This is a genomic window from Neorhizobium galegae, assembly GCF_017877055.1.
GTDB classification, from domain to species: domain Bacteria; phylum Pseudomonadota; class Alphaproteobacteria; order Rhizobiales; family Rhizobiaceae; genus Neorhizobium; species Neorhizobium galegae_D.
This window is the reverse complement of sequence record NZ_JAGIPG010000002.1, coordinates 172,402-197,746: the sequence shown is the minus strand read 5'-3', so window position 1 is coordinate 197,746 and position 25,345 is coordinate 172,402. Positions and strand designations below refer to the sequence as shown.

Here is a 25,345-nt window from a genome sequence, read left to right as displayed (position 1 = left end):
CCGGCGGTTTTTCTATTCTCAAGGAAGCTTCGATTACTCGTTGCTGCCGCGGTTCTTCAGAGCCGCACCAAGGATGTCGCCGAGCGAAGCGCCGCTATCGGACGAACCGAACTGAGCGACTGCTTCCTTCTCTTCTGCGATCTCGAGAGCCTTGATCGACAGCATGACCTTGCGGTCCTTCTTGGAGAAGTTGACGACGCGGGCATCGAAGACCTGGCCGACCGAGAAACGCTCCGGACGCTGATCGTCGCGATCGCGTGCCAGGTCGTTGCGGCGGATGAACGAGGTGATGTCCTCGTGGTTGACGAGCTTCACTTCCACGCCACCGTCGTTGACGGCAATGACTTCGCACGAGACGACGGCGTTCTTGCGCAGTTCGCCGGAAGCAGCGGCGTCGCCGACCGAGTCCTTGCCGAGCTGCTTGATGCCGAGCGAGATGCGCTCCTTGTCGACGTCCACATCGAGAACGACAGCCTTGACGACGTCGCCCTTGTTGAACTCCTCGATGACCTGTTCGCCCGGACGGTTCCAGTCGAGGTCGGAGAGGTGGACCATGCCGTCGACGTCGCCTTCGAGGCCGATGAACAGGCCGAATTCGGTCTTGTTCTTGACTTCGCCTTCGACTTCAGTGCCGGCCGGATGGCTGTAGGCAAATGCCTGCCACGGATTTTCGAGCGTCTGCTTCAGGCCAAGCGAGATACGGCGCTTGGACGGATCGACTTCGAGAACGACCACGTCAACATCCTGCGTCGTGGACAGGATCTTGCCGGGATGAACGTTCTTCTTGGTCCAGGACATTTCGGAAATGTGGATGAGGCCTTCGATGCCCGGCTCCAGTTCGACGAATGCACCGTAGTCGGTGATGTTCGTGACGGTACCGGAAATCTTCTTGCCGACCGGATACTTGGCGGCAATGCCATCCCACGGATCCGACTCGAGCTGCTTCATGCCGAGCGAGATGCGGTGGGTTTCCTGGTTGATGCGGATGATCTGTACCTTGACCTGCTGGCCGATGGACAGGATTTCCGACGGATGGTTCACACGGCGCCATGCCATGTCAGTGACGTGCAGGAGGCCGTCGATGCCGCCGAGGTCAACGAACGCACCGTAATCGGTGATGTTCTTGACGACGCCGTCAACAACCTGGCCTTCTTCGAGGTTCTGAACGATTTCAGAACGCTGCTCGGCGCGGGACTCTTCGAGAACCGTGCGGCGCGAAACCACGATGTTGCCGCGGCGCTTGTCCATCTTGAGGATTTCGAAGGGCTGCGGGTTGTGCATGAGCGGGGTGACGTCGCGGATCGGACGGATGTCGACCTGCGAACGCGGCAGGAAGGCAACGGCGCCGTCGAGATCGACGGTGAAGCCACCCTTGACCTGGTTGAAGATGACGCCTTCAACACGCTCGCCAGCTTCGAACTTGAGTTCGAGCTTGACCCAGCTCTCTTCGCGGCGAGCCTTCTCGCGCGACAGAACTGCTTCGCCCAGCGCGTTTTCGATGCGCTCGACGTAAACTTCGACTTCGTCGCCGACCTTCAGCGAACCGTCCTTGCCCTTGGCGCCGAATTCCTTCAGCGCGATGCGGCCTTCGACCTTGAGGCCGACGTCAACGACGGCCATGTCCTTTTCGATCGCGGTGACGCGACCCTTGGTGACGTAGCCTTCAGCCAGATCGTTGGTAGCGAAGGATTCTTCGAGGAGGGCTGCGAAGTCCTCCCGCGTGGGGTTAGATACTGCCATGAAATCTCCTGAGGTACCCTATACGGGCCCATACAGCGCCGGTGGTTCGTGTTGCACATGCCCAATGTTCAGGTCCGCCTCCCTCATCGGAATTATCCGGGGGAGGCAATCCGGCGCGGGGACCGAACCTCGGGCTATTCTAATTCGATTGTCTCTTCAGGGCGGCGTCTATGATGGTCTTCGCTGCCCGAAACGCGGCCTCTATACTCATTTCCGAGGTATCAAGCAAGTGCGCATCGTCGGCTGGCTTCAGAGGGCTGTCTGACCGGCCCATGTCGCGTTCGTCGCGCTTCCTCACGTCTGCGAAGATCGCATCGTAATCCGCCTCGGCGCCCTTGCCGACGATCTCGTCGTAACGGCGCCTTGCCCTCACATCCGCGGATGCGGTGACATAGAGCTTCACCGGCGCATCGGGGCAGACGACCGTGCCGATATCGCGGCCGTCGAGCACCGTTCCCGGCCGCCTTAAGGAAAAGGCGCGCTGCGCCTCGACCAGAGCCCGGCGGACGGACGGCATGACCGCGATCTTCGAGGCCGCCTCGCCGATCGCATGGGCGGACAATATATTGCGATCGAGGCCGGCGAGTTCGACCTCACGCGCCATCTTCCCGGCGATCTCCTCATTATCGAGCGGTAAGCCTGCATCGAGCAGCGCCTTGGCGGTGGCGCGATAGGTCAATCCCGTATCCAGATGGTGAAAGCCGTAGGCGGCGGCGATCTGGCGCGACAACGTGCCCTTGCCGGCGGCTGCGGGACCGTCGATGGCGATAACGATTGCGGGCTTCGAATTCAAACTCATGCTTCGCGCAGGCCTCCATACTGGCGGACGAGATCCGCCATATCGCCCTGCCCGGGCACTTCATCAAGCCCCGCCGCAACACCTTCGCGGTCGCCGACCGGGCGGTTCTGGCTAACCTTCCACTTGCCTTCGATCGCGACGATCTCGATTTCGATACCGACAATGCCTTTCAGCTGGGCGCGGATGAAATCGTCTGGCGCGTCGGTGACGGCCCAGGGCATGGCGCGGCTTCCTTCATGCTGGCTGGTGATGGCGTTGATCTGCGCGAGCAGCCAATCCGCGTCCTCGACGATGCGGGCCGAGCCTCTTGCCTGGACGATCGCATAGTTCCAGGTCGGCACGACCTTTCCGGTCTCGCGCTTGGTCTGGTACCAGGAGGGCGTGACATAAGAATCCGCGCCCTGGAAGACGGCGAGAACCGACGCGCCGTCGCGAATGTCCTTCCACTGGCCGTTGGCGCGCGCCAGATGCAGCCGGAGCGTCCCTTTTTCCGAGGCCTCGGCATCCAGATGGAAGGGCAGCGGATTGGCAAGCAGGCCGGAATTGCCGGATGTGACCAGCAAACCGAGCGGATGGGCGCGGATCAGCGCATGCTGGGTGCCAAGATCCTCTTCGCGAAAATGGGGCGGCTGGTACATGCTCTCGACCTCTTTCATCGCTCATTCGCAGCGGCCGGCAGTACCTGCCCGCCGCCGCGGAAATTTCCACCGTGCCTAACATAAAGCCCGTGATCGGTCACCGCTTTCACCCTTATGGGGTCCATGAAAAGTTTGTCTTTGACATCAAAGAGCGCAGGCTTTATGGGGACCGGCTTAGATTTTCACCCTATAAAGCCGCGATACAAGCGGCGCGCCGAACTATTCGGCCATCCCATGAGGCTCTGACTGTGGCAAAAGCGGAACTCGGAACCAAGCGAACCGACCCCGATACCGGCAAGAAATTCTACGACCTGAACCGCGATCCGGTCGTCTCCCCCTATTCCGGCAAATCCTGGCCGCTGTCCTTCTTCGAGGAGCACAGCGCCGCCAAGAAGATGGAACAGGCCGAGGAAGAAGACGTCCAGGAAGTCGATACCGAAAATCCGGAAGTCGAACTCGTATCGCTCGAAGAGGGCGACGAGGCCGCCAGCGGCGACGATATCCCGGATATCGGCGATGACGACGATGTCGATATCGGCGATGACGACGACGATACCTTCCTGGAAGCCGACGAAGATGAAGACGACGACGACATGTCCGGCATCATCGGCGTGACCGGCGACGACGACGAAGTCTGATCCGATTTTCAAGTTAACGCCCGGCAATTCAATAAAAATTGCCGGGCGGACAAAATACGGCTTGCACTCTCCGTAAACCGGAAGTAATAAGCCGCCACTCCAACGGGGCAGCACTCAACAAGCGTCCCGCGGGAGTTCCCAGGACCGGAAAATACCGGACCACCCTGATGGGGCTATAGCTCAGCTGGGAGAGCGCTTGCATGGCATGCAAGAGGTCAGCGGTTCGATCCCGCTTAGCTCCACCAAATTTCCCGCTGCGAAATCAGATATTTGATGTGTCCGGCCAGCGGATTGCTGTAAATCTGTGATGTTGGGTCTGGGCAACACTGGGGAACAACGACGCGCTCAGACATATCCCCAACCTTTCGCCTGCCATGCATGCTATACGGTACGGTGGGAGCAAGCGCCACCGAGCCATATCGCAATATGAACCTTTGGGCGTCTTTACAGTTGATTCGCAAATCACATATAGAATTGTATCAAGGTCAAGTGTGACCACGTTGGAGAATTTGGCTGTCATGGCTCATTACGCCCGGACAAGCAGAACATGACTTACGTACCGAACATTCCGGATTGGTTTCTCACGCGAAAAGCGGCGCAAGTCACTGCTTTTTTTGCGCTGAAGTCCGGTGGGGAAATCAACATCCTCAAAGCTACAAAGCTGATTTATCTTGCCGACCGTCTCAGCATGGAGCGTAGAGATTTTCCGATAACGAACGACACATATGTGTCTATGAAGTTCGGTCCGGTAAATTCTTACACCTACAGCTATATGAACGGCGCAGCACCGACGCGCCAAGAAGATTGGCTTGAGTTCATCTCTCCTCGGCGTCACGAAAATCTCATGCTGTCGCAACAGATCGAAATTGGCGATCTGGATGAGCTTAGCCGGAGCGACATCAAGTTGCTTGAAGAAACCTGGGGCAAGTTCAAAGACATTGATCGATTTGCTCTGGCTGATTGGACACATGAATTTTGCCCAGAATGGAAAGATCCGGCGGGCTCTTCAATCCCAATCGAATTGGCACGGATATTCCAAGTGCTCGAAAAGAATGACCCGGTTGATCTAGCTGAAGACCTCCAAACCGAACGGCGGATGATAGCTGCGTTCAGAGCCGCATGAGCTATGTTCCCTACAAGGCAGCATCGTTTCTAGGGCCTATCAACGAGGTCCATCATCTCTTTGCGGTGATGAACAATCCGTGCGCGGCCTCTCAGTGTCTACTTATCAACATTACTTCAATTAAGCCTGGGAAATATCACGATCCAGCGTGCGAATTGGATGTTGGTGACCATGCGTTCATAAAACATCCTAGCTACGTTCTCTATCGCCTCGCAGAAACCATGCGAGCCGATCGCATTGGTAAGCTTGTCGATCTTAATTACTATCTCACCAAGGATGATTGGAAGCCCGTAATATTTCAGCGAATCGTCGATGGGATAAGGAATTCAGACGATACGAAACTCCGCGTCATTAAATACGCTGACGAAAACCTCATAGTTTAGCAACTGGCGCGAACAGGAATTCAGCGTGACGTCTGTTTACCCGCTAAGTGCGTAGCGGACTCGTCCTTCGGCTACAAACAACAATCCCGTCTCGCGCTCCCGCTCGCCATTCGCCCTATCTCACCACCAAAATCGTGTGCGAGTGACGTGTCCGTGGGTTGTGGGCTCGTTTGCGGGAGATCTGTGTGGAACGGCTACGGAGTGCCTTCTGGCGCTCGGCCTTTCGCCCCAGTTCGGCCAAACTGCAGGCCAGATTGTCGACGGCAAGCTCGTCCAGATATCGCTGGCGACGCGCCCAGGCCATCTGCTGGATGACGACGGCGAATATGCCGGTCAGAACCGCAACGACTGCCAGACCGAACATTAAAGCGACCATGAGCTCCTCCTGTCACCGCAATAACGTGCGGAGACGGATAAAGTTCGGCAATCATAGTCCGGGGACGTTCACACCGCATCACATCCCTTTGCTCAAGGGGCCTTCGCTCAAAGGGAGACCTTTGCTCAGGCCGCCTTGCCCAGGGCGCGGCCGCGGCGTCGGTCGAGCCAGGCGGCCCCCTGGAGTGCTGCCAGGATGATGATCACGCCGATCACCACCCTCATCTCGGGCACTTCGTCGAAGAAGACGTAGCCGGTGACCGTCACGAAGACGATCGAGAGGTAGCCGACGGGCGCGAGCACGCTGGCATCGGCGATACGATAGGCGCGCAGGAAACAATATTGGCCGAGCTGGGCGAGGAAGCCGATGCCGAGCAGCGGGATCCAGTCGAAGGGCAAAACCGGCTGCCAGGTGAAGACCGCGGGCACGGCGGTGATGACCGCGAGGCCGACGGTGTAGAAAACCATCATCACTGTGGTGTTCTCGTCCTTCAGCGCCCTTGTCTGGATGATCGCCAGCGAACCGAAGACGACCGAGACCAGCACGACCAACACTTCGACATCGAAGCTCGATGTGCCGGGGGCCATCACGATCAGCACGCCGATAAAAGCGAAGCCGGCGCCGAGCCAGCGGATGCGGCTCACCCTCTCGCCGAGCATGGCGACCGCCATGGCCATGGTGATCAGCGGCCGGGAGAAGCCGACCGCATTGACCATGGCGAGCGGCAACATGGTGATGGCGAGGAAATTGCTGGTGAGCGCCACCGCATTGCAGGAAATGCGAAAAATGTTGCGCCACGGGTGTTTGACCCGGCGCATTTCGGCGCGGTGCCGCCAGATCAGCGGCAGGATGAACATGAGACCGATCATCGCCCGGATGAAGACGAGCTGGAAGGCCGGATAGGTCGCGCCTTGCGCCTTCACCAGCGCCGTCATGCCGCCGGAGACCAGCGTCATGTCGAGAAGCAGCCAGCCGATGCCGGTGCGGGCGTTCGAGGCCCGTTCGCTATCCGACTCGGGAACTGCCTCCGTGCTCACGCCGGCTGCACGAGGTTCGCCATCAGCCGGAAGGCGCCGGGCACGAGCTTGTCGAGCTGGTGATGCAGCACGAGGCTGGTATGAGTGTGGCGGCCCCTGCCGAAGGCGCCTGAGATCAGCGCGCCTTTGAGCGGCTGTTCGTTGGCGTCGTGCATGGCCAGCAGCGGCTCGTAGGCGTCATCCCAGCGGGAGACGAAATAGAGGCCGCGCTCCTTGTCCCATCCCTGCCAGTCTTCCGGACCGATCACGTTCGGCCCCTTGAGGAGAACGTGGTCGGGCGCGAGCACCATGACTTCGGCCTTCGGATCGGTGACGCGCCAGCGCAGCGACGGCGAGCCGATCTCGATACGGCGGACAGGGGTTTCGTTCGGGTCCCAGCCATCGCTCGGACGGTGGTAGAGGGTGACGAGGTGGCCGCCCTCTTCGACGAAACGGTGCAGGCGTTCGGTGGCGGCGGCGAGGTCCTTGCGGATGCCGAAGGCGAAGATGCCGATCACGATCGTGGTGAAGCGTGAGAGATCGCCAGAGAGTGCCTGGACGTCGAGTTCGGTGACGTCGAGGCCCATGCGGGCGAGCCACAGGCCGACGCGGTCGGCACCGCCACCGACGTAACCGATCCGCGCGCCTTCGGGCAGCTTCAGGTCAACCGACAGGATTTTCAGCGTCGCGGGCGCGCGAAAACCGGTGCGGCCGATATGCCGGTAGGCGATCGGGGTGACCTGGAAGGCCGGACGGCCGTCGATCTGCGGTTCGAGCTCGACGAGTCCGGGCTTGGCCGCGTCGGTCGAAGAAGCGATCCAACCGTCATCGGTCTTTTTCATCATCCAGCCGGCAGGCGTCTTGAAGGAGACCGGCGCGTTGATGCCGGAGACATTGGCCTTGATCGGCCATTCGGCCTGCTTGGCGCCGAGGGGCACGAGCAGCGCATCCGGCAGCAGGGTCAGCGACTGGGCGGGTGTTACCGCGAACGGCTCTTCGAGATCGAACGTGCCGGAGACCGTGCGTCCGCCGATCTCGGCCGAGATTTTTACATGCGCATGGCCGTTGCCGCCGAGCGCCGACCAGACGGGCAGGTAGAGGCCCGAGAGCGGCGCATCCAATGCTGCCGTCAGCGCGAATACGCGGTCATGGGCGAGCGACTGGACGGAGGACGACACGCCCGCCGGGAGAACCGGGGCGACATCGACCTTGTGGTTCGAAGCGCCTTCGCCGAGCTCGACGGTGAGCGTCACAGCACCGCCTGGGGAAATGACGGAGGGATCGGCATAGGCGCGCTCGAAGATCGCCGCCGCATCGAGGATGGCGGCATCGATTTCCGTCTGCTTGCGGACGATGCGGTGGCCCTGCAGGGTCGTGAATTCTTCCGGTGCGGCGGAGGCTACGATATCCAGCCAGCCGGCGGCCTCGGTCAGCGCCTTGATGATGGCATCGCGATCGGGGAAGGCCGCAATTGCAACGGCGATGGCGGCATCCGCAGAACGCAGGGCTCCCGCCACATTGGCGGGCAGGCCGGCGAAACCGGCAAGAACGGCCAGCGATGCCGGCAGGTCCTCAAGCACCGACTGCTCGGATTTCGAGCGCGTGGCGGAGAGCTTCAGGTGCAGCTGCCAGTCCTTTTCCGGCCGTTTCGGCCAGTGGCCCATGCCCTGGGACGCGTGATAGTAACGCGACCACTCGCCGATCCGGTCATAGTCCGCGCCGGTGGCCGGATCGCGGCCCTTGGCCACAACCGTGACCGTCGTATCCGGCGGCGGCACTTCGTCGTCATAGGTATCGCCGCCGCCGGACCATGCCGGCAGATAATATTTGGCGACCTTCCAGGGTTTCAGGCCCTCGGTGAAATGTTCCGGATAGGCATTGGGGTCGGCTGCGAGCGCAATCGCCGTCTCGGCGGCGCGGGTCATGGCGCGGTGGTGGCCGTGCTGGCCGGGGACGTCGAGGAAGGTCGGGATGACGATATCCGGGCGTTCCATGCGGTAGGCGCGCACCAGACGCTCGACCGTGCGAGCCTCGCCCCAGCGGGTGAAGGTCGCGTCGCCATCCTTGGAGAAGCCGAAATCGTGGACCGGGTCGGTGGGACCGTGGCCAAGCCAGGAGACGTCGCTGTCGATCGCCCGGGCCGCCTCTTCCAGCTCGCGGGAGCGGATCACGCCGAGCGGGCCGAGGCGCTCGGGCCCAAGCGCATTCTGGCCGCCCTCGCCGCGCGTCGAGCAGGCGATGATGACGCGCATGCCGAGGCCAAGGCGGAACCAGGCGAGCATGCCGTTCTGCTCGTCGTCGGGATGGGCGCCGGTGTTCATCATCGTGACCGTCGACTTCAGCCGCGTCAGCTTGCGATGGAGCCGGACGAGCGAGGGATCGGCCATCTGCCGTTCGATGCGTTCGCGGGCGGTCAGCATGAAAGGTTCTCCAATCGGTCAGGCAGGAATATCGGCAAGCGCGGCAAGCGAGGTCTCCAGCTTGGGCGTCACCATGTCGAAAAGCGGAAGGGCGGCGGCGCCGAGCGCGGCGGTCAATTGCCCCGTCTGGCCGCGCAGAACGCGGGGCAGGTCGCGCTGCCTGCGGCTGGCGACAGAGGTCGGCAGGTTGCCCATGCGGGCGACGATGTCCTCGATGATGGCATCCGGCAGCGCGCCACCGAGGATGACGGTCTGCGGATCGAGGATGTTTTCGAGCATGGCGACCATCGGGCCGAGATAGGTGGCCGCCTCGTCGATCCATTCCTCGACGATCGGATGGCGGTCGGCATGGAGCTTTTCCAGATCGGAAAACTCGGTGTCGGAAATACCGACACAGCTCAGTTTTTCCTTCAGCACATAGGCGGAAACATAACCTTCCAGGCAGCCGAGCTGGCCGCAGGAAGGGCACGGCCTGCCCTTCGGCACGACGGTGACGTGACCGATTTCGCCGGCATTGCCGAAGGCGCCGCGATAGGGCGCGCCGTCCTGGATGATGCCAAGGCCGATACCGACGCCGAAATAGATCATGCAGAAATTGGAGATCGCCAGGCCCGCGCCGAACAGCCGCTCGCCGACGGCGGCGGCCGTCGCGTCGTTTTCGACGATCACAGTATGGCCGCAGGCTTCGCTGAGCGCCTGGGCGGCATCGAGGCCTGCCCAGCCCGGCAGCGTCGTGGGGCCGACCGAGGTCATGCCGTCGATCTCGAACGGACCCGGCATGACGACGCCGGTGCCGAGCAGCTTGGCTCCGACCAGTTCCGTGACGACGGCAAGCTCGGCTGCGAAAGCGGGGAGAATGTGCCCCGGGGTGGTATCTTTCAGCGGGGTGATGCGCTTTGCCCTCAAGCCGCCGGAGAGATCGAGCGCCACCGTCACCATGTGATCAGCGGCAATTTCGACACCGATGGTGGCGCCGCCTTCCGGGTTGACCGCGAACTGGATCGGCGGCTGGCCGCGGCCGGATTTCAGCCGGCCCATCTCCATCAGCAGGCCCTCGCCGGCGAGTTCATCGACGATATTGGCGACGGCCTGGGGGGTCAGCTGGGTGAGCTTGGCAATATGGGCGCGGCCGAGCGAACCATGGCGGCGCACCACATCCAGCACGACGCGGCGATTGTGCTCGCGGCTCCGTTCGGGGTTCTTGCCGATAGCCACCGGGTGTGTGCCGATCGTGTGTATGGTCATCTCGCCCACCTTAGGTTGGCAGAATTCATAACGCCGGAAAACGGCATCCCGCAATAGAATAATTCAAGTAAATTATCTTATTGACAAACGACCTCACTCAGGAAAGCGTAAGGGGAGGGCTGGGGCAAAGCGCCGCAGCGCTTGAAAGGGAGGAGTGCCTCCCGAAAACCAATAAACGCGTCGGGCTGCAGGTCGCGTCCGAATGCAGGGAACAATCAGACCCCAAGACCGGTGCACCCGGCGGGGCAAATGGAGGCTCACATGCGCAAGGCAACTTTGTTCGCCGGACTCGTCGCCGGTTTCAGCACGTTCGCATTCAATGCCGCGCAGGCGGTGGAAATCGAATACTGGCAGTATGTCTTCGATACGCGCGTGAAGGCGATGGACCAGCTCATCACCGAGTTCCAGAAGGCCAATCCGGGCATCACGGTCAAGCAGGTCACCTTCCCCTATGCCGACTACCAGACGCGCGTGATCGCCGCCAACATGGCCGGCAACGGTCCCGACGTCATGCAACTCTTCTACGGCTGGCTCGACAAGTTCGTCGCCGGCGGCCTCCTCGCCCCGCTTCCGAAGGACGCCTTCCCGCATGCCAAGATCGAGAGCGACTTCTTCCCGATCGTCAAGGCGATGAAACGCGGCGATGACTATTACGGTCTGCCGACCGCGGTGCGCTCGCTCGCCCTGTTCTACAACAAGAAACTCTTCACCGAGGCCGGCCTCGACCCGAACAACCCGCCGAAGACGCTCGACGAATACGTTGCCGCCGCCCAGAAGATCGCCAAGCGCGATGCTTCCGGCAACCTCATCGTCGAAGGTTCGACGCTCGACATGGGCGGCCAGGACCACCAGTGGTGGCGTGAAGTGTTGATCCGCCAGTTCGGCGGCGTGCCCTATACGGACAACGACCAGAAGGTCGCCTATAACAGCGAAGCCGGCGTCAAGGCCCTGAAATTCTACACCAGCCTCCAGCTCGAGAAGAAGATCGGCGCGGCCGGCTTCATGGACGAAGGCCAGGCGGCCTTCCGCGGCGGCAAGGCCGGCATGACCATCGACGGCACCTTCCGCCTCGGCGCCTTCAAGAGCATCAAGGACTTCGAATGGGGCGTGACCGAACTGCCGGCCAATGCACAGGGCGTGCGTTCCAACTATGCCAGCTATTTCGCCAACGGCATCAGCGCCAAGGCGAAGGGCGAGGAGCTCGAAGCCTCGAAGAAGTTCCTGGCCTACATCACCTCGCCTGCCGCCATGGACATCTGGCTGAAGACCGTCGGCGAGCTGCCGGCGCTCCGCTCCGCAGCGCTGACCGAGGCCAACCTGAAGGACCCGATCTACGCACCGTTCCTGAAGGGCCTGGAATACGCTCACACCACGCTATTCATGGACGAAGCCGGCCAGCGCCAGAACGCAATCGACATGGCGAACCGCGTCCTTCTGCAGGGTCAGTCCGTCGAGGACTCGATCAAGCAGGCGGCCGCGGCCGAGCAGGAAATCATCGACTCGGCCAAGCCGTAAGATACGGAGCCGGTCATGGCAGCGATTGAACAGCAGGGGGCGGCGTCAGGCCGCTCCGGCGGACCCGGAGGAACATCCTTCGGGGACCGCTTTTCCATGCGGACGCGACGCCTCGTCTGGGTCTGGAGTTTCCTTGCCCTGCCGATCCTCTTCTACGCGATTATCCGCTTCTATCCGACGTTCCAGGCCTTCTACCTGTCGTTCACCAACTGGGACCTGCTGCGCCCGGCGAAATTCATCGGGTTCGCCAACTATATCAAGCTCTTCAAGGACCCACAGTTCTGGAAGGTGTTCAAGAACACGTTCACCTACCTGATCATCGGCACGCCGATCAGCCTCGTCACCGCCTTCACGATCGCCTTCTTCCTCGATCGCGTCCGCTTCATGCACAATTTCATCCGGGCGCTGTATTTCCTGCCGTTCCTGACCACCGCAGCCGCCATGGCCTGGGTCTGGCGCTGGTTCTACCAGCCGCCGCCGATCGGCGTCATCAACGACGTGTTCAGCATGCTCGGCATTCCGCAGCAGCCGTTCATCCGCTCGACCGACCAGGCGCTGTTCTCGATCATGGTGACGGCGATCTGGGCGGGCCTCGGCTTCCAGATCATCATCTTCATGGCGGGCCTGCGCGCCATTCCGGGCACGTTCTACGAAGCGGCCCGCATCGACGGGCTTGGAGAATGGGCGATCCTGCGCAAGATCACGCTGCCGCTCCTGAAGCCCACCACCGTCTTCCTCGTGGTGTTCTCGTCGATCGGCTTCCTGCGCATCTTCGACCAGGTCTACAACATGACCACCAACGATCCCGGCGGACCGCTCGGATCGACCAAGCCGCTGGTTCTGATGATCTACCAGACCGCCTTCAACTCCTATGCGATGGGTTACGCGGCGGCGCAGACGGTGGTGCTGTTCACCATCCTGCTGATCGTCTCATTGCTGCAGCTCTGGATCCTGAGGGAAAAGAAATGAGCGAAGCCACTCGCCTCAGCCACGGCAAAGTCCGCCCCGGCCTGATCCTCACCTGGACCGTGCTGTTCATCGGCGGCCTGATCATGGTCTCGCCGATCGCCTTCATGTTCTCGACGTCGCTGAAGACGGCCGACCAGATCTACGACCTGCGGCTCATCCCGGCGGCACCGACGCTGGCGAACTATATCTCCGTGCTCGCCGACGGGCGGTTCATGCGCTGGTTCTTCAACTCGACGCTGATCGCCGTCCTCGTCACGCTCTCGAACTGCTTCTTCGACAGCCTGGTCGGCTATACACTCGCCAAGTTCGAGTTTCGCGGGCGCTATTTCATCTTCCTGGCGATCCTCTCGACGCTGATGATCCCGACCGAGATGCTGGTCATCCCGTGGTACCTGATGTCGAGCCAGCTCGGCTGGCTGGACAGCTACTGGGGCATCATGTTCCCCGGCATGATGACGGCCTTCGGCACCTTCCTGATGAAGCAGTTCTTCGAAACCGTGCCGAACGACTTCATCGAGGCGGCGCGCGTCGATGGGCTCAACGAATTCCAGATCTGGTGGAAAGTGGCGCTGCCGCTGGTGACGCCTGCGCTTTCGGCGCTCGCCATCTTTACCTTCCTCGGCAACTGGACGGCGTTCTTCTGGCCGCTGATCGTCACTACCAGCAAGGAACTCTATACGCTGCCGGTCGGGCTTTCGAGCTTCGCGGTCGAGCAATCCATCCAGTGGGAAATGATCATGACGGGGGCGGCGATCGCCACCCTTCCCACTCTTCTCGTCTTCCTCGTCCTGCAGCGCTACATCGTCCGCGGTGTGATGCTGGCGGGCCTGAAAGGATAAAGCCATGGCGGACATCAACCCGCGCCTTTCCGACACCAGCAAGTTCCCCGATCCGGTCTACAAGGAAACGGTACTCAGGCCGCTCTTCGACGGCGCCAAGAGCCACCACGTCGACGGCTTCCGCCGGATCGACCGCGCCCATCTCGTGATGCTCGTCGAGACCGGCATCCTCGACAAGGATCTGGCGGCCAAGATCGCCGGCGCATTGGAGGCGATCGACACGGAAATCGATCCGTCCCAGCTCGTCTATACCGGCGAGGTCGAAGACTTCTTCTTCCTGATCGAGAAGGAGCTGAAGGCCCGCATCGGCGTCGATATCGCCGGCCGGCTGCATACCGCCCGGTCGCGCAACGACATCGACCACACGCTGTTCAAGCTCGGCCTGAAGGACAAGATCGACGCGCTGATGGGCAAGGCCCGCAATCTGCTCGCCGTGATGATCGATGCCGCGGAGCGCGAGAAGGCGACGCTGATCGTTGCCTATACGCATGGCCAGCCGGCCCAGCCGACCACGTTCGGGCACTATCTCTCGGCCGCGATCGAGGTGCTGATCCGCGATATCGAGCGGTTCGCCGAAGCTCGGAAAATCGTCGACCTGTCGCCGATGGGCGCTGCGGCGATCACCACGTCCGGCTTCCCGATCGACCGCGCCCGTCTTGCCGAACTGCTCGGTTTTTCCGCGCCGTTGCGCAACTCCTATAGCTGCATCGCAGCCGTGGACTACACGACCTCGACCTATTCGGCGATCGGGCTGATGTTCCTGCATCTCGGCCGCCTGATCCAGGACTTCCAGTTCTGGACGAGTTTCGAGGTCGGGCAGATCTACGTGCCGAACGCGCTGGTGCAGATCTCCTCGATCATGCCGCAGAAGCGCAATCCGGTGCCGATCGAACACCTGCGCCACCTCGCCAGCCAGACGATGGGCCGGGCGCGCACGGTTCTCGACGTGATGCATAATACCCCCTTCACCGACATGAACGACAGCGAAGGCGAAACGCAGGGCATGGGCTACGAGGCGTTCGCCTCCGCCGGTCGGGTGCTCGATCTGCTCGCAGCCCTGATCGCCCAGATCAGCATCGATCCGGAGCGCGTCGACCAGAATATCCGCCGTTCCTGCATCACCATTACCGAGCTTGCCGACTCGCTGGTTCGCATCGAAGGCCTTTCGTTCCGCGAGGCGCATGAGATTGCCGCAGCAACAGCCAAGAGCGTCGTCGCAGCGAAGGGCGATCTGCCGAATGACGGTTACGAACCCTTCCTCAAAGCCTTTGAACATTCGGCCGGCCGCAAACCTTCGATCGACCTCCAGAAATTCAGACAAATCGTCTCGCCCGAGCATTTCGTCGCCGTGCGCGCCCGTTTCGGCGGTCCCGCGCCGGAACCGATGAAGGCTGCGATAACAGCTTATCGCGACAAGCTCGCCGCCTTCGAGGCCGAAGCCAAAAAGGCTGCGGACCATGAGGCAAAGGCCGCAGCCGAACTGAACCAGAAATTCACCGCCCTGACGGGAGCCCGCTGATGGCGACGATCGAACTTGAAAAACTGGTAAAGCGTTACGGCAAGGTCGAGGCAGTCAAGGGCATCGACCTCCAGATCGCCGACGGCGAATTCGTCGTCTTCGTCGGCCCGTCCGGCTGCGGCAAATCGACGACGCTGAGGATGATCGCAGGCCTCGAGGAAATCTCCGGTGGCACGCTGAAGATCGGCTCGGAAGTCGTCAACGAGCGCGAGCCGAAGCAGCGCAACATCGCCATGGTGTTCCAGAACTATGCGATCTATCCGCATATGACGGTGCGCCAGAATATCGGCTTCGGCCTTTACACGTCGAAGCTCAGCAAGGCCGAGAAGGACAAGCGGATCGAGGCGGCCGGCAAGATCCTCGGCCTCGAAGCCCTGCTCGACCGCCGGCCCGCCGCCCTTTCCGGCGGCCAGCGCCAGCGCGTCGCGATCGGCCGCGCCATGGTGCGCGATCCCTCCGCCTTCCTGTTCGATGAGCCGCTTTCCAACCTTGACGCCCAACTCCGCGCCCAGATGCGCATCGAGATCAAGCGGCTGCACCAGCGGCTGAAGACGACTACCGTCTACGTCACCCACGACCAGATCGAGGCCATGACCATGGCCGACCGGATCGTGGTGATGAAGGATGGCGTGATCCTGCAGGTCGGCACGCCTTCGGAGCTCTACGATGCCCCGGTCGACGTGTTCACCGCCCGCTTCATCGGCAGCCCGTCGATGAACCTCGTGCGAGGCCGCCGGAAGGGGTCGGGCGTGGAAATGGCGCCGGCCGGCGATATCCTGATCGGCGTGCGCCCGCACGATTTGATCGCCCACGCGACAGTCTCCGGGAGTGGCAGTTTCACGGTGACCGGAACGGTCTCCGCCGTCGAACCCTTGGGACCGGAAACGCTAGTGCACCTGGATGTGGCCGACACCCCGATCATCGCGACCGTGCGTGAAAAATTCGTGCCGGCGGTCGGAAGTACACTCACCTGCGAAGCCGCTCCCGGTGACCTTTACCTCTTCGATGCCAGCACAGAGAGATTTCTGGGCCGTTCATGATGACGCATGCAGAGACGAGATCCGCGGTGCTCAGCATCGGGCGGATTTATTGTGACCTGATTTTCACAGGCCTCGGCCATCTGCCGGTGCTCGGGCGTGAGATCTTTGCCAGCGGCATGGAGATCGCGGCCGGCGGCGGCGCCTTTATCGCAGCAGCACATCTTGCCCATGCGGGCCGCAGGGTGGCGCTGGCCGCCCGGCTCGGGACGGATTCGCTGTCATCAGGCGTCGAAGAGCAGATCCGGGACAGCGGCGTCGATCTGCGTTTCATCGAACATGCGGAAGATGCCGGGCCGCAGGTGACGGTCGCCGCCGTGGTCGGCCAGGATCGTGCCTTCCTCACCCGGCGCGCCGGGCCTGCGCTTCCCGCGACGCTCGAAGCCGCTCTCGACTGGGACGACGTCCGCCACCTGCACATCGCCGAATATGCGACGCTGCACGAGATTCCGGACCTCGTTTCCCGCGCCAAGGACAAGGGTCTGACCGTTTCGCTCGATCCGAGCTGGGATGCGACGCTGATCTATGATCGCGGCCTGCTCAAGGCCTGCGAGGGCGTCGACCTGTTCCTGCCCAATCTCGAAGAGGCGGAAGCGATCACCGGATCGGCCGATCCGGAAGTCGCGCTCGCCAAGCTGTCGCTCGCCTTTCCGCTGGTTCTGCTGAAGGGTGGTTCTGAAGGCGCCTGGCTGATGTCGAACGGTCGGATGCTGCATGCGCCGGCCGAGACCGTGCCGGTGATCGACACGACCGGGGCCGGCGATGCCTTTAATGCCGGCTTCATCGATGCCTGGCTGAACAAGGCGTCGGAAGAAGCCGCCTTGCGCGCCGGCATCCGGTTCGGCAGCCGGGCCGTGCAGGCGGCCGGCGGCGCCAAGCTGCTTGCGAGCAACGATTAGGCTTCAGACGATGGCGCGGTCGTTGGCGTCGAAGCGGTGCAGGCTCGCCCTGTCCGGCGTCGCGAACACCACGTCGTCGGGCGCATAGGCATGTTCGCCGAACAGGCGGACGGTCAAAAGGCCGGTCGCCTCTGTCTCCAGATAGACGATCGTGTCGGCGCCGAGATGTTCGACATGGATGACCTTGCCCTTCCAGTCACCGCTTTCGCGCGACAGGGCGATATGTTCGGGGCGAACTCCGATCGTCTTGGCGCCTGTATCTCCCAGCTTTTCCGCCGGAATGAAATTCATCTGCGGCGAGCCGATGAAACCGGCGACGAAGACGTTGGCCGGCTTGTTGTAGAGCTCCATCGGCGAGCCGATCTGCTCGATCGCACCGGCGTTGAGAACGACGATCTTGTCGGCGAGCGTCATCGCCTCGACCTGGTCGTGGGTGACATAGATCATCGTCGCCTTCAGGCGCCGGTGCAGGCCGGCGATCTCCAGGCGGGTCTGGACGCGGAGCGCCGCATCGAGGTTCGACAGCGGCTCGTCGAACAGGAAGAGTTTCGGTTCACGAACGATGGCACGGCCGATCGCGACGCGCTGGCGCTGGCCGCCGGACAGTTCCGCCGGACGGCGGGCGAGATAGGGATCGAGCGACAACATGCCGGCGGCCTTGGCGACGCGGGTGTCGATCTCCGCCTTTTCCGTGCCAGCCTGTTTCAGGCCGAGGCCCATATTGTCCTTGACCGTCAGGTGCGGATACAGCGCGTAGGACTGGAAGACCATGGCGATGCCGCGTTTTGCCGGCGGGGTCGTCGCCATTTCCTGGCCGTCGATGCGGATCGAACCGGAGGTGGCATCCTCGAGGCCGGCGATGACCCGCAGCAGCGTGGACTTGCCGCAGCCGGAGGGGCCGACGAAGATCACGAACTCACCGTCCTTGACCTCGAGGTCGATGCCCTTCAGCACCTCGTTATTGCCGAAGGCCTTGCGGATGGATTTCAGTTGAAGCGAACCCAAGGGCGTTTTCCTTAAAAACTAGGCTTTTACAGGCGGACGGGCGCGCCGGTGCGCACGCTCTCGTCGGCCGCAAGGCAGATGCGCAGCGACTGGACGGCGTCGTTCATGTGCCGGGTGAGATCGATATTTTCGCAGATGGCTTTCAGGACATAGGCCTGTTCCAGATCGCAGAGTTTCTGGTGATCCGGTTCGCCGGTCATGGCGAGATCCTCGTCGCGCCGGACGAACTGGCCGTCGGCACCGGTTTCGGCCGAATGGACGCGGATGACCGAAGTCTTGGTGTGCGTATCGATATCGTCGGATTTTGCCTTCGCATCGACGAGGATCGAGACCGAGCCCCTGGGCGACATGACGTCCTTCACGAAGAAGGCCATTTCCGACATCATCGGCCCCCAGCCCGCCTCGTACCAGCCGACCGAGCCGTCCTCGAACAGGACCTGCATGTGGCCGTAATTGTACATGTCCGGCGCAACTTCTTCCGTCATGCGCAGGCCCATGCCGCGCACCTCGACGGCCTTGGCATCGGTGATCTGGCACCAGACATCGACGTAGTGCACGCCGCAATCGACGATCGGCGAGGTGGTCTGCATCAGCGCCTTGTGGACGTCCCACTTAGCGCCGGAGGACTGCTGGTTGAGGTTCATGCGGAAGACGAAGGGCGGCCCGAGCTTTCTGGCTTCCTCGATCAGCCGCATCCAGGAGGGATGATGGCGGAGGATATACCCAACCACCAGCTTTCGGCCGTGCTTCTTCGCCGCCGCAACGACGCGCTCGGCATCGGCGACCGTTGTCGCCAGCGGCTTCTCGACGAAGACGTCGCAGCCGGCCTCGAAGGCCATGATTGCATAGTCCGCATGGGTATCGGAATAGGTGTTGATCGAGCAGAGATCCGGTTTGGTCTTGCTCAGCGCCTGCTCGAAATCCGTGAAGAGCGGATAGGCTTCGAGCCCGGCCGGCAGGTCGCGCTTCGAGCGGTTGACGAGGCCGACGATCTCGAAACCGGGATTGTCGTGATAGGCGAGCGCATGGCTCCTGCCCATGTTGCCGAGGCCGGCGACGAGCACGCGGATGGGGCGGGTGGACGATGTCACTTGACGGCTCCGGAGGTGATGCCGCGGATCAGTTGCCGCGAGAAGATGACGTAGAGAACCATGACCGGCAGGATCGCCAGCGACAGGGCCGAGAGCACCGCGTTCCAGTTGGTGACGAACTGGCCGATGAACATCTGGGCGCCCAGGGTCACCGTCTTGGTGGCCTCGCCAGGGGCGAGGATCAGCGGAAACCAGAGGTCGTTCCAGATCGGGATCATGGTGAAGACCGCGACCGTCGCCATGGCGGGCCGCACCAGCGGCAGGACGAGACGGAAAAAGATCGCGTATTCGGACAGTCCGTCGATGCGGCCGGCGCTCTTCAGATCGTCGGAAACGGTGCGCATGAATTCTGACAGGATGAAGATCGCAAGCGGCAGGCCTTGCGCCGTATAGACCAGGATGAGCGAAGTCAGCGTGTTGACGAGGCCGGCCGCGACCATGCCCTGCAGGATCGCTACGGTGCCCAATCGGATCGGGATCATGATGCCGAGTGCCAGATAGAGCCCCATCAGGGTGTTGCCGCGGAAGCGGTATTCGGACAGCGCAAAGGCGGCCATCGCACCGAACAGCAGGACCAGCGCGATCGAGACGACCGTGACGATCAGGCTGTTCTGGAAATAGCCGACGAAATTGCCCTGGTTCAGCACGGTCTGGTAACCGATCAGGCTGAAGGTCGAGGGGGTTGGCAGGGCCATCGGCTGGCTGAAGATTGCACTGCGGCTCTTGAACGAATTGACCAGCGTCAGGAACACCGGAAACAGCGCCACCAGGGTGTAGGCGATCAGCGCCAGGTGGATGAAGGCGGCACGGATCGGGGCGGAGCGGGCTTTCGACATGTCTGACGCTCCCTTTTAGAACTGGTAACGGCGCATGCGCCGCTGGATGACGAAAAGATAGAGCGCGACGCCGGCGAGGATGATGAGGAACATCACGGCGGCAATCGTCGCACCCATGGAGCGGTCGCCCATCTGGTTCTGGAAACCGAAGAAGGTGCGGTAGAGCAGCGTGCCGAGAATGTCGGTCGAGCCGTTGGGGCCGGCAAGCGCGCCCTGTACCGTGTAGATCAGGTCGAAGGCGTTGAAATTGCCGACGAAGGTCAGCACCGAAACGATGCCGATCGAGGGCAGGATGAGCGGCAGCTTGATCTTCCAGAACTGGCTCCAGCCGGTAATGCCGTCGCATTCGGCCGCTTCCAACACTTCGTCCGGGATGTTGAGCAGCGCCGCATAGATCAGCATCATCGGGATGCCGACATATTGCCAGACGGAGATCAGCGACACGGCGATCAGCGCGGTTTCGGCCTTGCCGAGCCAGGGCGCGAAGGCCCATTTCAGGCCGACCAGATCCATCAGGCTCGGCGCGATGCCCCAGATCGGCGAGAGGATGAGCTTCCAGATGAAGCCGACGATGACGAAGGACAAAAGCGTCGGCACGAAGATCGCCGAGCGATAGAAGGCTGCGAACCGCAGGCCCGGCAGCGACAGCATGGCGGCGATTGCAATGCCGACCGGGTTCTGCACAGCCATGTGGATGATAAAGAAGACGACGTTGTTGCCCAGCGCATTCCAGAAATCGGCCGAAAGCCTCGGATCGCTGAACAGGGTCCTGAAATTGTTGAGGCCGACGAAGGCGAGCTGGCCCTCGACCATGTTGAACAGCGACAGCCTGAGCGTCTCGATCAGCGGCAGGATCATCACCGCCGTATAGACCAGGAAGGCCGGCGCCAGGAAAACGGCGATATGCCAGCGGATCGGGCGTTTCACCGGCACCGTTTCGATATCGGCCATTTCGGTATCGCTCATGGTTTTGGGTTCCGGTGGTTTGTATTTTTCAGAATGACTTCATAGCGGTGCCCCTCATCCGCCTGCCGGCACTTTCTCGCCGTCTCGACGGAGAGAAGGGATATGCCGCGCCGTTTCCGTGCTTTCAAAGGCATCGTGGGGCAAGTCCCCTCTCCCCGCAAGCGGAGAGAGGGTTAGGTGGAGGGCAGTCTTTGATCGCCAGAGGCGGAGGCTTACTTCGCCGGCTTGTACCAGCTGTCGAGGCCCTTCTGGGTTTCGGCAGCGGCCTGTTCCGGAGTCTGGGTGCCGTTGATGACATTGGCCGAGACGCGCCACATTTCGAGGTCGAGGTTCGGCTGGCCGCGGCCGACGATGGCAGCACTCGGGCGGATCGTCGGCTTGCAGTTCTGGCGCCAGGAGACGAATTCCTGGGCGAGCGTGTCAGTCATCTTCACCGGCGTCGAATTGAGGCTGAAGAAGCCAGGTGCCGCGTTGGCATAGAGATCGGCAAATTCCGGCGAAGCGACCCAGGAGAGGAATTTCTTGGCGGCTTCGAGGTTCTTGCCCTTGGCATTGAGGCCGATGCCGATGTCGTTATGGTCGGAAATGTAGCAGGTATCGCCGGCCTTCTTGACCGGCGGCGGGAAGGCGCCCATTTCGAAATCGGCCTGCGCCTTGAACGGGGCGATTTCCCAGGAGCCGGCCGGATAGATGGCGGCGCGGCCGAGGGTGAAGAGGTTCTGGCTGTCCGGATAGGTCTGGGCTTCGAAACCGTCGCCGAGATAAGGCTTCCACTTGGCGAGCGTCTTGTAAGGCTCGACCCAGTCGGCGTCGGTCAGCTTTTCCTTGCCTGCGATCAATGCCTTGCGGCCGTCCTCGCCCTTCCAGTAGTTCGGGCCGATATTGTAATAGCCCATGGTCGCCGCTTCCCACTGGTCCTTGGTGCCCATGGCGAGCGGGATGTATTTGCCGTCCTTCTTGAATTTTTCGAGGACCGCGAAGAACTCGTCCTCGGTCTTCGGGACCTGGACGCCCGCGTCCGCGAAGGCCTTCTTGTTGTAGATGAAGCCATGGATGACGGAGGCCATCGGCACGCAGAAAGTGGTCTTGCCGTCGTCGGTGCTCCAGGCGGACTTGCCGACGTCGGAGAAGTTGGAAATGCCCGGCAGGTCGTTCAGCGAGGCGAGCTGGCCCTTCTGGAACATGGCGAGCGACAGGTCGAACGGACGGCAGGTGATGAGGTCGCCCGCGGTGCCGGCTTCGAGCTTGGCGTTGACTGCGGAATTGTATTCCGTCGGCGCCATCGGCGCGAAGGTTACCTTGATGCCGGGGTTCTTGGCTTCGAAGGCGGGAATGATCTTCTGCTGCCAGATCGGCAGGTCGTCATTGCGCCAGCTCTCGATGGTGAGGTTGGCTGTCTGTGCGGATGCCCCGGTGGCGACAAGGCCCGCGGGGGCGAGCACGGTCGTGGCAAAAAGAATGCTTTTCAATATGCGAGTCACGATGTTCTCCCTTTTATATGCGCCTTTCAGGCGCGCTTCATGGAACTCTTGGACGCCTGCAATTCGGCAAGCGCTACGCGCAGCACATCTTCCGAATGAAAAAGCAAGGCCTTGGCGGCCTCGACATCAGCCGCGCCGGCTGCAAGCAGGACCGCGACCTTGACAGAGCCTTCGGAGGCCTCGACCCAGGCACGGGCCTCGTCGAACCCGATGCCGGCGATATCGGCCACCATGCGGGCGGCGCGGATGCGCAGCTTGCCGTTGTCGGCGCGCAGATTGACCATGTGGCCGTCATGCACGTGGCCGAGTTTGACGGCAGTCAGCGTCGACAGCATGTTGAAGGCGATCTTTTGGGCCGTCGCAGCACCCATGCGGGTGGAGCCGGCGACCACTTCCGGCGGCGTTTCAAGCAGGATCGCCGCATCGGCGCCCTCGAACAGCTTTGCGCCGGCATTGTTGGCCATTGCCACGAGTTTCGCGCCATGGCGTTTTGCGGTCTCGGCAACCGCGACGGTGTAGGGCGTCGAACCACTGGCAGAGACACAAATGACGCAATCCGCCGCGGCGATAATATCGGCGTCGCGTTCACCAAGCGACGCGTCGTCTTCGGGACCGCCAGGCAGATCAGCTACGTTCGGAATACCGCCGGCAAACAGGATGGCGATCTGCCCAGGCGGGATGCCGTAGGTGCCGGGGAGCTCCATCGCATCGGCCATCGCCACCAGGCCCGCGCTGCCCGCGCCGGCATAGATTACCTTGCCGCCGGACTTCAAAGCGGCAGCGACGAGATCGGCGGCCCTGGCGATCGCGGGAATGGCATGATCGACAACCTCTGCTGCCGCCTGCTGACCGGATGCGAGAAGCGCAAGGATTTCGGCGGACGCGAGCGTATCGAGTCCTTCCGCTTTCCCATGTCTTGCTTCGGTGGCAGTTCTGCTCATCCGGTTTCTCCCTCTAGTCCAAAATGATGCCAAAAAAATACCAATTGTCCAGAAGGAAAATTAACTTTTATGAACGGATCGATAACTTCGGCAAGAGCTCCAGGAAATATGGCAATATTTTCAGGCATATGAAGCCTGCTGTTGGAGATTTCTGAAATCATGCTTGGATATTGGTACTTTTTTGGTATTATTTGCCCCGGAGGTACCCATGACGGCCTATTTTATCGGAATCGATGGCGGTGGAACAAGTTGCCGGGCGGCATTGGCTGACGGAAATGGCACCATCCTTGGCCGCGGCAAGAGCGGCGCCTCCAATATCCTGACCGATCCCGACACAGCCCTGAAGCATATCGCCGAGGCATCCCGTCTCGCCTTTGCTGAGGCGGGGCTGGAACCCGACCTTTCCGCCACGTCTGCCGTTCTCGGCCTTGCCGGCAACAATGTCGGCGATGCGGTGAGCTACGTGCAGGCGCGGCTGCCTTTCAAGCAGTCGGATATCGTTTCGGACGGTGTAATCGCGCTGCAGGGAGCAATCGGCGACGAGGATGGAGCGATCGGGATCGTCGGCACCGGTACGGTCTATATCGCCCGGCATCAGGGCAGGCTGCATTCGGTCGCCGGCTGGGGTTTTCAGGTCAGCGACCTCGGCAGCGGCGCGCGGCTCGGCCAGCTCGCGCTGCAGGAAAGCCTGCTCGCCTATGACAACATCCACCCGATGACTGGCCTGTCGAAGGCCATTCTCGCAGAGTTCGATGGCAATCCGGAAAAGGTCGTCGATTTCGCCCGGCTTGCGAAACCCGGCGATTTCGGGCGCCATACCCCGAAAGTGTTCGAGTTTGCGCGGCAGGGCGACGAGGCGGCCATCCGGATCCTCAGGGCCGGGGCAAGCGGCATCGACGAGGCGCTCGATGCGGTCAACGGGATCACCAAGGGCAAGGGCCGGCTCTGCCTGCTCGGCGGGCTTGCGCCTCTTTATCCCGAATATCTGGCAGAACGGCATCGCGCCCGGCTTTCCGAACCGCTCGCCGATGCGCTGACCGGAGCGGTGGCGCTTGCCGTCAAGACCTATGGTGCGCGGGCGGAGTTTCGCGCATGAACCAGACACTCGCCGCCATCCTGCCGCTCGACGGCCTGCAATCGGCCGGTACCGGCCCGCTTTACCGAAAACTGCGCCAGAGTCTCGAAGATGCGATCCGCACCGGCAAGCTCGGCCACGGCGACGCCTTGCCGGCCGAACGCGACCTCGCAGACTATGCCAATGTAAGCCGCGTCACGGTGCGCAAGGCCGTCGATGATCTCGTCAAGGACGGGCTGCTGACCCGAAGGCACGGTTCCGGCACGTTCGTAGTCAAGCCGATGTCGCGCGTCGAGCAGCCGCTGACCCGCCTCACCTCGTTTACCGAGGACATGGCCCGGCGCGGCCTGGTGACGCGATCCGAATGGCTGGAACGCGGGCTTTTCCACCCCTCACCCGAAGAGATGATGATGCTGGGCCTCGCGCCTGGGGAAAAGGTCGCGCGGCTCGGCCGCCTGCGCCTCGGCAACGACATGCCACTGGCAATCGAACGGGCCAGCATTTCCGCCGATTTTCTGCCGGATCCTTCGGCCGTGACCAGTTCGCTCTATGTCGAGCTTGAAAAAAAAGATGCCAGACCGGTGCGCGCCATACAGCGGATATCGGCATGCAATATGAAGAACCCGGATGCGGGATTGCTGGCCGTGCCGGTCGGTTCCGCCGGGCTTTCGATCGAGCGGGTTTCCTACCTGGCATCCGGCCGGGTCGTGGAACTCACCCGCTCGCTCTATCGCGGCGACGCCTATGATTTCGTGGCCGAGCTCTCGCTCGGCGAAAACTGACCTTCGAGGACG

24 protein-coding genes and 1 tRNA gene are annotated in these 25,345 nt (G+C 61.9%); 11 read left to right on the top strand and 14 right to left on the bottom strand.

Going from position 1 to position 25,345, the window contains the following annotated elements; translation table 11 throughout:
- Positions 1-33: 33 nt before the first annotated feature.
- From rpsA to J2857_RS11170, 3 genes are all read right to left on the bottom strand, one after another.
- Positions 34-1,740 (bottom strand): 30S ribosomal protein S1, encoded by a 1,707-nt coding sequence (rpsA, locus tag J2857_RS11180; RefSeq protein ID WP_037080073.1) that lies wholly within the window; start codon positions 1,738-1,740, stop codon positions 34-36.
- A gap of 139 nt (positions 1,741-1,879) precedes the next feature.
- A complete protein-coding gene (gene cmk, locus J2857_RS11175; protein ID WP_210010276.1) occupies positions 1,880-2,539 on the bottom strand; it encodes a (d)CMP kinase in 660 nt (219 codons plus the stop codon).
- Complete coding sequence (locus J2857_RS11170) at positions 2,536-3,177, bottom strand: FMN-binding negative transcriptional regulator (RefSeq protein ID WP_210011641.1); 642 nt, start codon at positions 3,175-3,177, stop codon at positions 2,536-2,538. The genes cmk and J2857_RS11170 overlap by 4 nt, the downstream gene beginning before the upstream one ends.
- A 248-nt stretch (positions 3,178-3,425) precedes the next feature.
- Between J2857_RS11170 and J2857_RS11165 the strand changes: the two genes are divergently transcribed.
- From J2857_RS11165 to J2857_RS11155, 3 genes are all read left to right on the top strand, one after another.
- Complete coding sequence (locus tag J2857_RS11165; RefSeq protein WP_037080075.1) at positions 3,426-3,815, top strand: TIGR02300 family protein; 390 nt, start codon at positions 3,426-3,428, stop codon at positions 3,813-3,815.
- Between the two features lie 169 nt (positions 3,816-3,984).
- Positions 3,985-4,060, top strand: a tRNA-Ala gene (locus J2857_RS11160).
- A 302-nt stretch (positions 4,061-4,362) separates the two neighbouring features.
- Positions 4,363-4,938 carry a Panacea domain-containing protein gene (locus J2857_RS11155; protein WP_210010275.1) on the top strand — a complete coding sequence of 192 codons (576 nt, stop codon included), beginning with the start codon at positions 4,363-4,365 and terminating at the stop codon, positions 4,936-4,938.
- 498 nt (positions 4,939-5,436) lie between these two features.
- Here the strand turns inward: J2857_RS11155 and J2857_RS11150 are convergent, their stop codons facing one another.
- The 4 genes from J2857_RS11150 to J2857_RS11135 form a co-directional block, all read right to left on the bottom strand.
- Entirely contained in the window at positions 5,437-5,697 is a 261-nt protein-coding gene (locus J2857_RS11150; RefSeq protein WP_210010274.1) for a hypothetical protein, read from the bottom strand.
- A 125-nt stretch (positions 5,698-5,822) separates the two neighbouring features.
- Positions 5,823-6,653, bottom strand: a complete 831-nt coding sequence (locus tag J2857_RS11145) for a DMT family transporter (RefSeq protein ID WP_210011640.1) — start codon at positions 6,651-6,653, stop codon at positions 5,823-5,825.
- Positions 6,654-6,730: 77 nt separating this feature from the next.
- Positions 6,731-9,133: a PIG-L family deacetylase gene (locus J2857_RS11140; protein ID WP_210010273.1), complete on the bottom strand. Its 2,403-nt coding sequence runs from the start codon at positions 9,131-9,133 to the stop codon at positions 6,731-6,733.
- Positions 9,134-9,151: 18 nt separating this feature from the next.
- Positions 9,152-10,378 carry an ROK family protein gene (locus tag J2857_RS11135; RefSeq protein ID WP_210010272.1) on the bottom strand — a complete coding sequence of 409 codons (1,227 nt, stop codon included), beginning with the start codon at positions 10,376-10,378 and terminating at the stop codon, positions 9,152-9,154.
- Between the two features lie 249 nt (positions 10,379-10,627).
- Here J2857_RS11135 and J2857_RS11130 point away from each other — a divergent pair, with 249 nt between their 5' ends.
- From J2857_RS11130 to J2857_RS11105, 6 genes are read left to right on the top strand one after another with little or no spacing between them, the layout of a single operon-like run.
- Positions 10,628-11,893 (top strand): extracellular solute-binding protein, encoded by a 1,266-nt coding sequence (locus J2857_RS11130; RefSeq protein WP_210010271.1) that lies wholly within the window; start codon positions 10,628-10,630, stop codon positions 11,891-11,893.
- A 15-nt stretch (positions 11,894-11,908) separates the two neighbouring features.
- Positions 11,909-12,862 (top strand): carbohydrate ABC transporter permease, encoded by a 954-nt coding sequence (locus tag J2857_RS11125; protein ID WP_210010270.1) that lies wholly within the window; start codon positions 11,909-11,911, stop codon positions 12,860-12,862.
- Entirely contained in the window at positions 12,859-13,701 is an 843-nt protein-coding gene (locus J2857_RS11120; protein ID WP_210010269.1) for a carbohydrate ABC transporter permease, read from the top strand. The genes J2857_RS11125 and J2857_RS11120 overlap by 4 nt, the downstream gene beginning before the upstream one ends.
- Positions 13,702-13,705: 4 nt before the next feature.
- On the top strand, positions 13,706-15,220 hold the full coding sequence (gene argH, locus J2857_RS11115) for an argininosuccinate lyase (RefSeq protein ID WP_210010268.1): 1,515 nt from the start codon (positions 13,706-13,708) through the stop codon (positions 15,218-15,220).
- Positions 15,220-16,260 carry an ABC transporter ATP-binding protein gene (locus J2857_RS11110; protein ID WP_210010267.1) on the top strand — a complete coding sequence of 347 codons (1,041 nt, stop codon included), beginning with the start codon at positions 15,220-15,222 and terminating at the stop codon, positions 16,258-16,260. The genes argH and J2857_RS11110 overlap by 1 nt, the downstream gene beginning before the upstream one ends.
- Positions 16,257-17,156 carry a carbohydrate kinase family protein gene (locus tag J2857_RS11105; protein ID WP_210010266.1) on the top strand — a complete coding sequence of 300 codons (900 nt, stop codon included), beginning with the start codon at positions 16,257-16,259 and terminating at the stop codon, positions 17,154-17,156. The genes J2857_RS11110 and J2857_RS11105 overlap by 4 nt, the downstream gene beginning before the upstream one ends.
- 3 nt (positions 17,157-17,159) lie before the next feature.
- On the opposite strand, the gene J2857_RS11100 is transcribed toward J2857_RS11105, so the two are convergent.
- The 7 genes from J2857_RS11100 to J2857_RS31245 all read right to left on the bottom strand — a co-directional run bounded on the left by J2857_RS11100 (position 17,160) and on the right by J2857_RS31245 (position 23,604).
- Complete coding sequence (locus tag J2857_RS11100; RefSeq protein WP_210010265.1) at positions 17,160-18,161, bottom strand: ABC transporter ATP-binding protein; 1,002 nt, start codon at positions 18,159-18,161, stop codon at positions 17,160-17,162.
- Positions 18,162-18,187: 26 nt separating this feature from the next.
- Entirely contained in the window at positions 18,188-19,252 is a 1,065-nt protein-coding gene (locus J2857_RS11095) for a Gfo/Idh/MocA family protein (protein ID WP_210010264.1), read from the bottom strand.
- Positions 19,249-20,088, bottom strand: coding sequence for a carbohydrate ABC transporter permease (locus J2857_RS11090; protein ID WP_210010263.1), 840 nt, complete (start codon positions 20,086-20,088; stop codon positions 19,249-19,251). The genes J2857_RS11095 and J2857_RS11090 overlap by 4 nt, the downstream gene beginning before the upstream one ends.
- 15 nt (positions 20,089-20,103) lie before the next feature.
- Entirely contained in the window at positions 20,104-21,054 is a 951-nt protein-coding gene (locus J2857_RS11085) for a carbohydrate ABC transporter permease (protein WP_210010262.1), read from the bottom strand.
- 212 nt (positions 21,055-21,266) lie between these two features.
- On the bottom strand, positions 21,267-22,535 hold the full coding sequence (locus J2857_RS11080; RefSeq protein WP_210010261.1) for an ABC transporter substrate-binding protein: 1,269 nt from the start codon (positions 22,533-22,535) through the stop codon (positions 21,267-21,269).
- A gap of 26 nt (positions 22,536-22,561) precedes the next feature.
- Complete coding sequence (locus tag J2857_RS11075; protein ID WP_210010260.1) at positions 22,562-23,476, bottom strand: N-acetylmuramic acid 6-phosphate etherase; 915 nt, start codon at positions 23,474-23,476, stop codon at positions 22,562-22,564.
- Positions 23,473-23,604: a hypothetical protein gene (locus J2857_RS31245; protein ID WP_281068616.1), complete on the bottom strand. Its 132-nt coding sequence runs from the start codon at positions 23,602-23,604 to the stop codon at positions 23,473-23,475. The genes J2857_RS11075 and J2857_RS31245 overlap by 4 nt, the downstream gene beginning before the upstream one ends.
- 80 nt (positions 23,605-23,684) lie before the next feature.
- Here J2857_RS31245 and J2857_RS11070 point away from each other — a divergent pair, with 80 nt between their 5' ends.
- On the top strand, positions 23,685-24,572 hold the full coding sequence (locus J2857_RS11070) for an N-acetylglucosamine kinase (protein WP_210010259.1): 888 nt from the start codon (positions 23,685-23,687) through the stop codon (positions 24,570-24,572).
- Complete coding sequence (locus J2857_RS11065) at positions 24,569-25,333, top strand: GntR family transcriptional regulator (protein ID WP_210010258.1); 765 nt, start codon at positions 24,569-24,571, stop codon at positions 25,331-25,333. Before J2857_RS11070 ends, J2857_RS11065 begins: the two co-directional genes overlap by 4 nt.
- Positions 25,334-25,345: the final 12 nt, after the last annotated feature.

Bases quoted from the DNA above. Each gene is read 5' to 3' on its own strand.
- rpsA (WP_037080073.1), bottom strand. From the start codon at position 1,740: ATGGCAGTATCTAACCCCACGCGGGAGGACTTCGCAGCCCTCCTCGAA.
- cmk (WP_210010276.1), bottom strand. From the start codon at position 2,539: ATGAGTTTGAATTCGAAGCCCGCAATCGTTATCGCCATCGACGGTCCC.
- J2857_RS11170 (WP_210011641.1), bottom strand. From the start codon at position 3,177: ATGTACCAGCCGCCCCATTTTCGCGAAGAGGATCTTGGCACCCAGCAT.
- J2857_RS11155 (WP_210010275.1), top strand. From the start codon at position 4,363: ATGACTTACGTACCGAACATTCCGGATTGGTTTCTCACGCGAAAAGCG.
- J2857_RS11150 (WP_210010274.1), bottom strand. From the start codon at position 5,697: ATGGTCGCTTTAATGTTCGGTCTGGCAGTCGTTGCGGTTCTGACCGGC.
- J2857_RS11145 (WP_210011640.1), bottom strand. From the start codon at position 6,653: ATGACGCTGGTCTCCGGCGGCATGACGGCGCTGGTGAAGGCGCAAGGC.
- J2857_RS11140 (WP_210010273.1), bottom strand. From the start codon at position 9,133: ATGCTGACCGCCCGCGAACGCATCGAACGGCAGATGGCCGATCCCTCG.
- J2857_RS11135 (WP_210010272.1), bottom strand. From the start codon at position 10,378: ATGACCATACACACGATCGGCACACACCCGGTGGCTATCGGCAAGAAC.
- J2857_RS11130 (WP_210010271.1), top strand. From the start codon at position 10,628: ATGGAGGCTCACATGCGCAAGGCAACTTTGTTCGCCGGACTCGTCGCC.
- J2857_RS11125 (WP_210010270.1), top strand. From the start codon at position 11,909: ATGGCAGCGATTGAACAGCAGGGGGCGGCGTCAGGCCGCTCCGGCGGA.
- J2857_RS11120 (WP_210010269.1), top strand. From the start codon at position 12,859: ATGAGCGAAGCCACTCGCCTCAGCCACGGCAAAGTCCGCCCCGGCCTG.
- argH (WP_210010268.1), top strand. From the start codon at position 13,706: ATGGCGGACATCAACCCGCGCCTTTCCGACACCAGCAAGTTCCCCGAT.
- J2857_RS11110 (WP_210010267.1), top strand. From the start codon at position 15,220: ATGGCGACGATCGAACTTGAAAAACTGGTAAAGCGTTACGGCAAGGTC.
- J2857_RS11105 (WP_210010266.1), top strand. From the start codon at position 16,257: ATGATGACGCATGCAGAGACGAGATCCGCGGTGCTCAGCATCGGGCGG.
- J2857_RS11090 (WP_210010263.1), bottom strand. From the start codon at position 20,088: ATGTCGAAAGCCCGCTCCGCCCCGATCCGTGCCGCCTTCATCCACCTG.
- J2857_RS11085 (WP_210010262.1), bottom strand. From the start codon at position 21,054: ATGAGCGATACCGAAATGGCCGATATCGAAACGGTGCCGGTGAAACGC.
- J2857_RS11075 (WP_210010260.1), bottom strand. From the start codon at position 23,476: ATGAGCAGAACTGCCACCGAAGCAAGACATGGGAAAGCGGAAGGACTC.
- J2857_RS31245 (WP_281068616.1), bottom strand. From the start codon at position 23,604: ATGCCTGAAAATATTGCCATATTTCCTGGAGCTCTTGCCGAAGTTATC.
- J2857_RS11070 (WP_210010259.1), top strand. From the start codon at position 23,685: ATGACGGCCTATTTTATCGGAATCGATGGCGGTGGAACAAGTTGCCGG.
- J2857_RS11065 (WP_210010258.1), top strand. From the start codon at position 24,569: ATGAACCAGACACTCGCCGCCATCCTGCCGCTCGACGGCCTGCAATCG.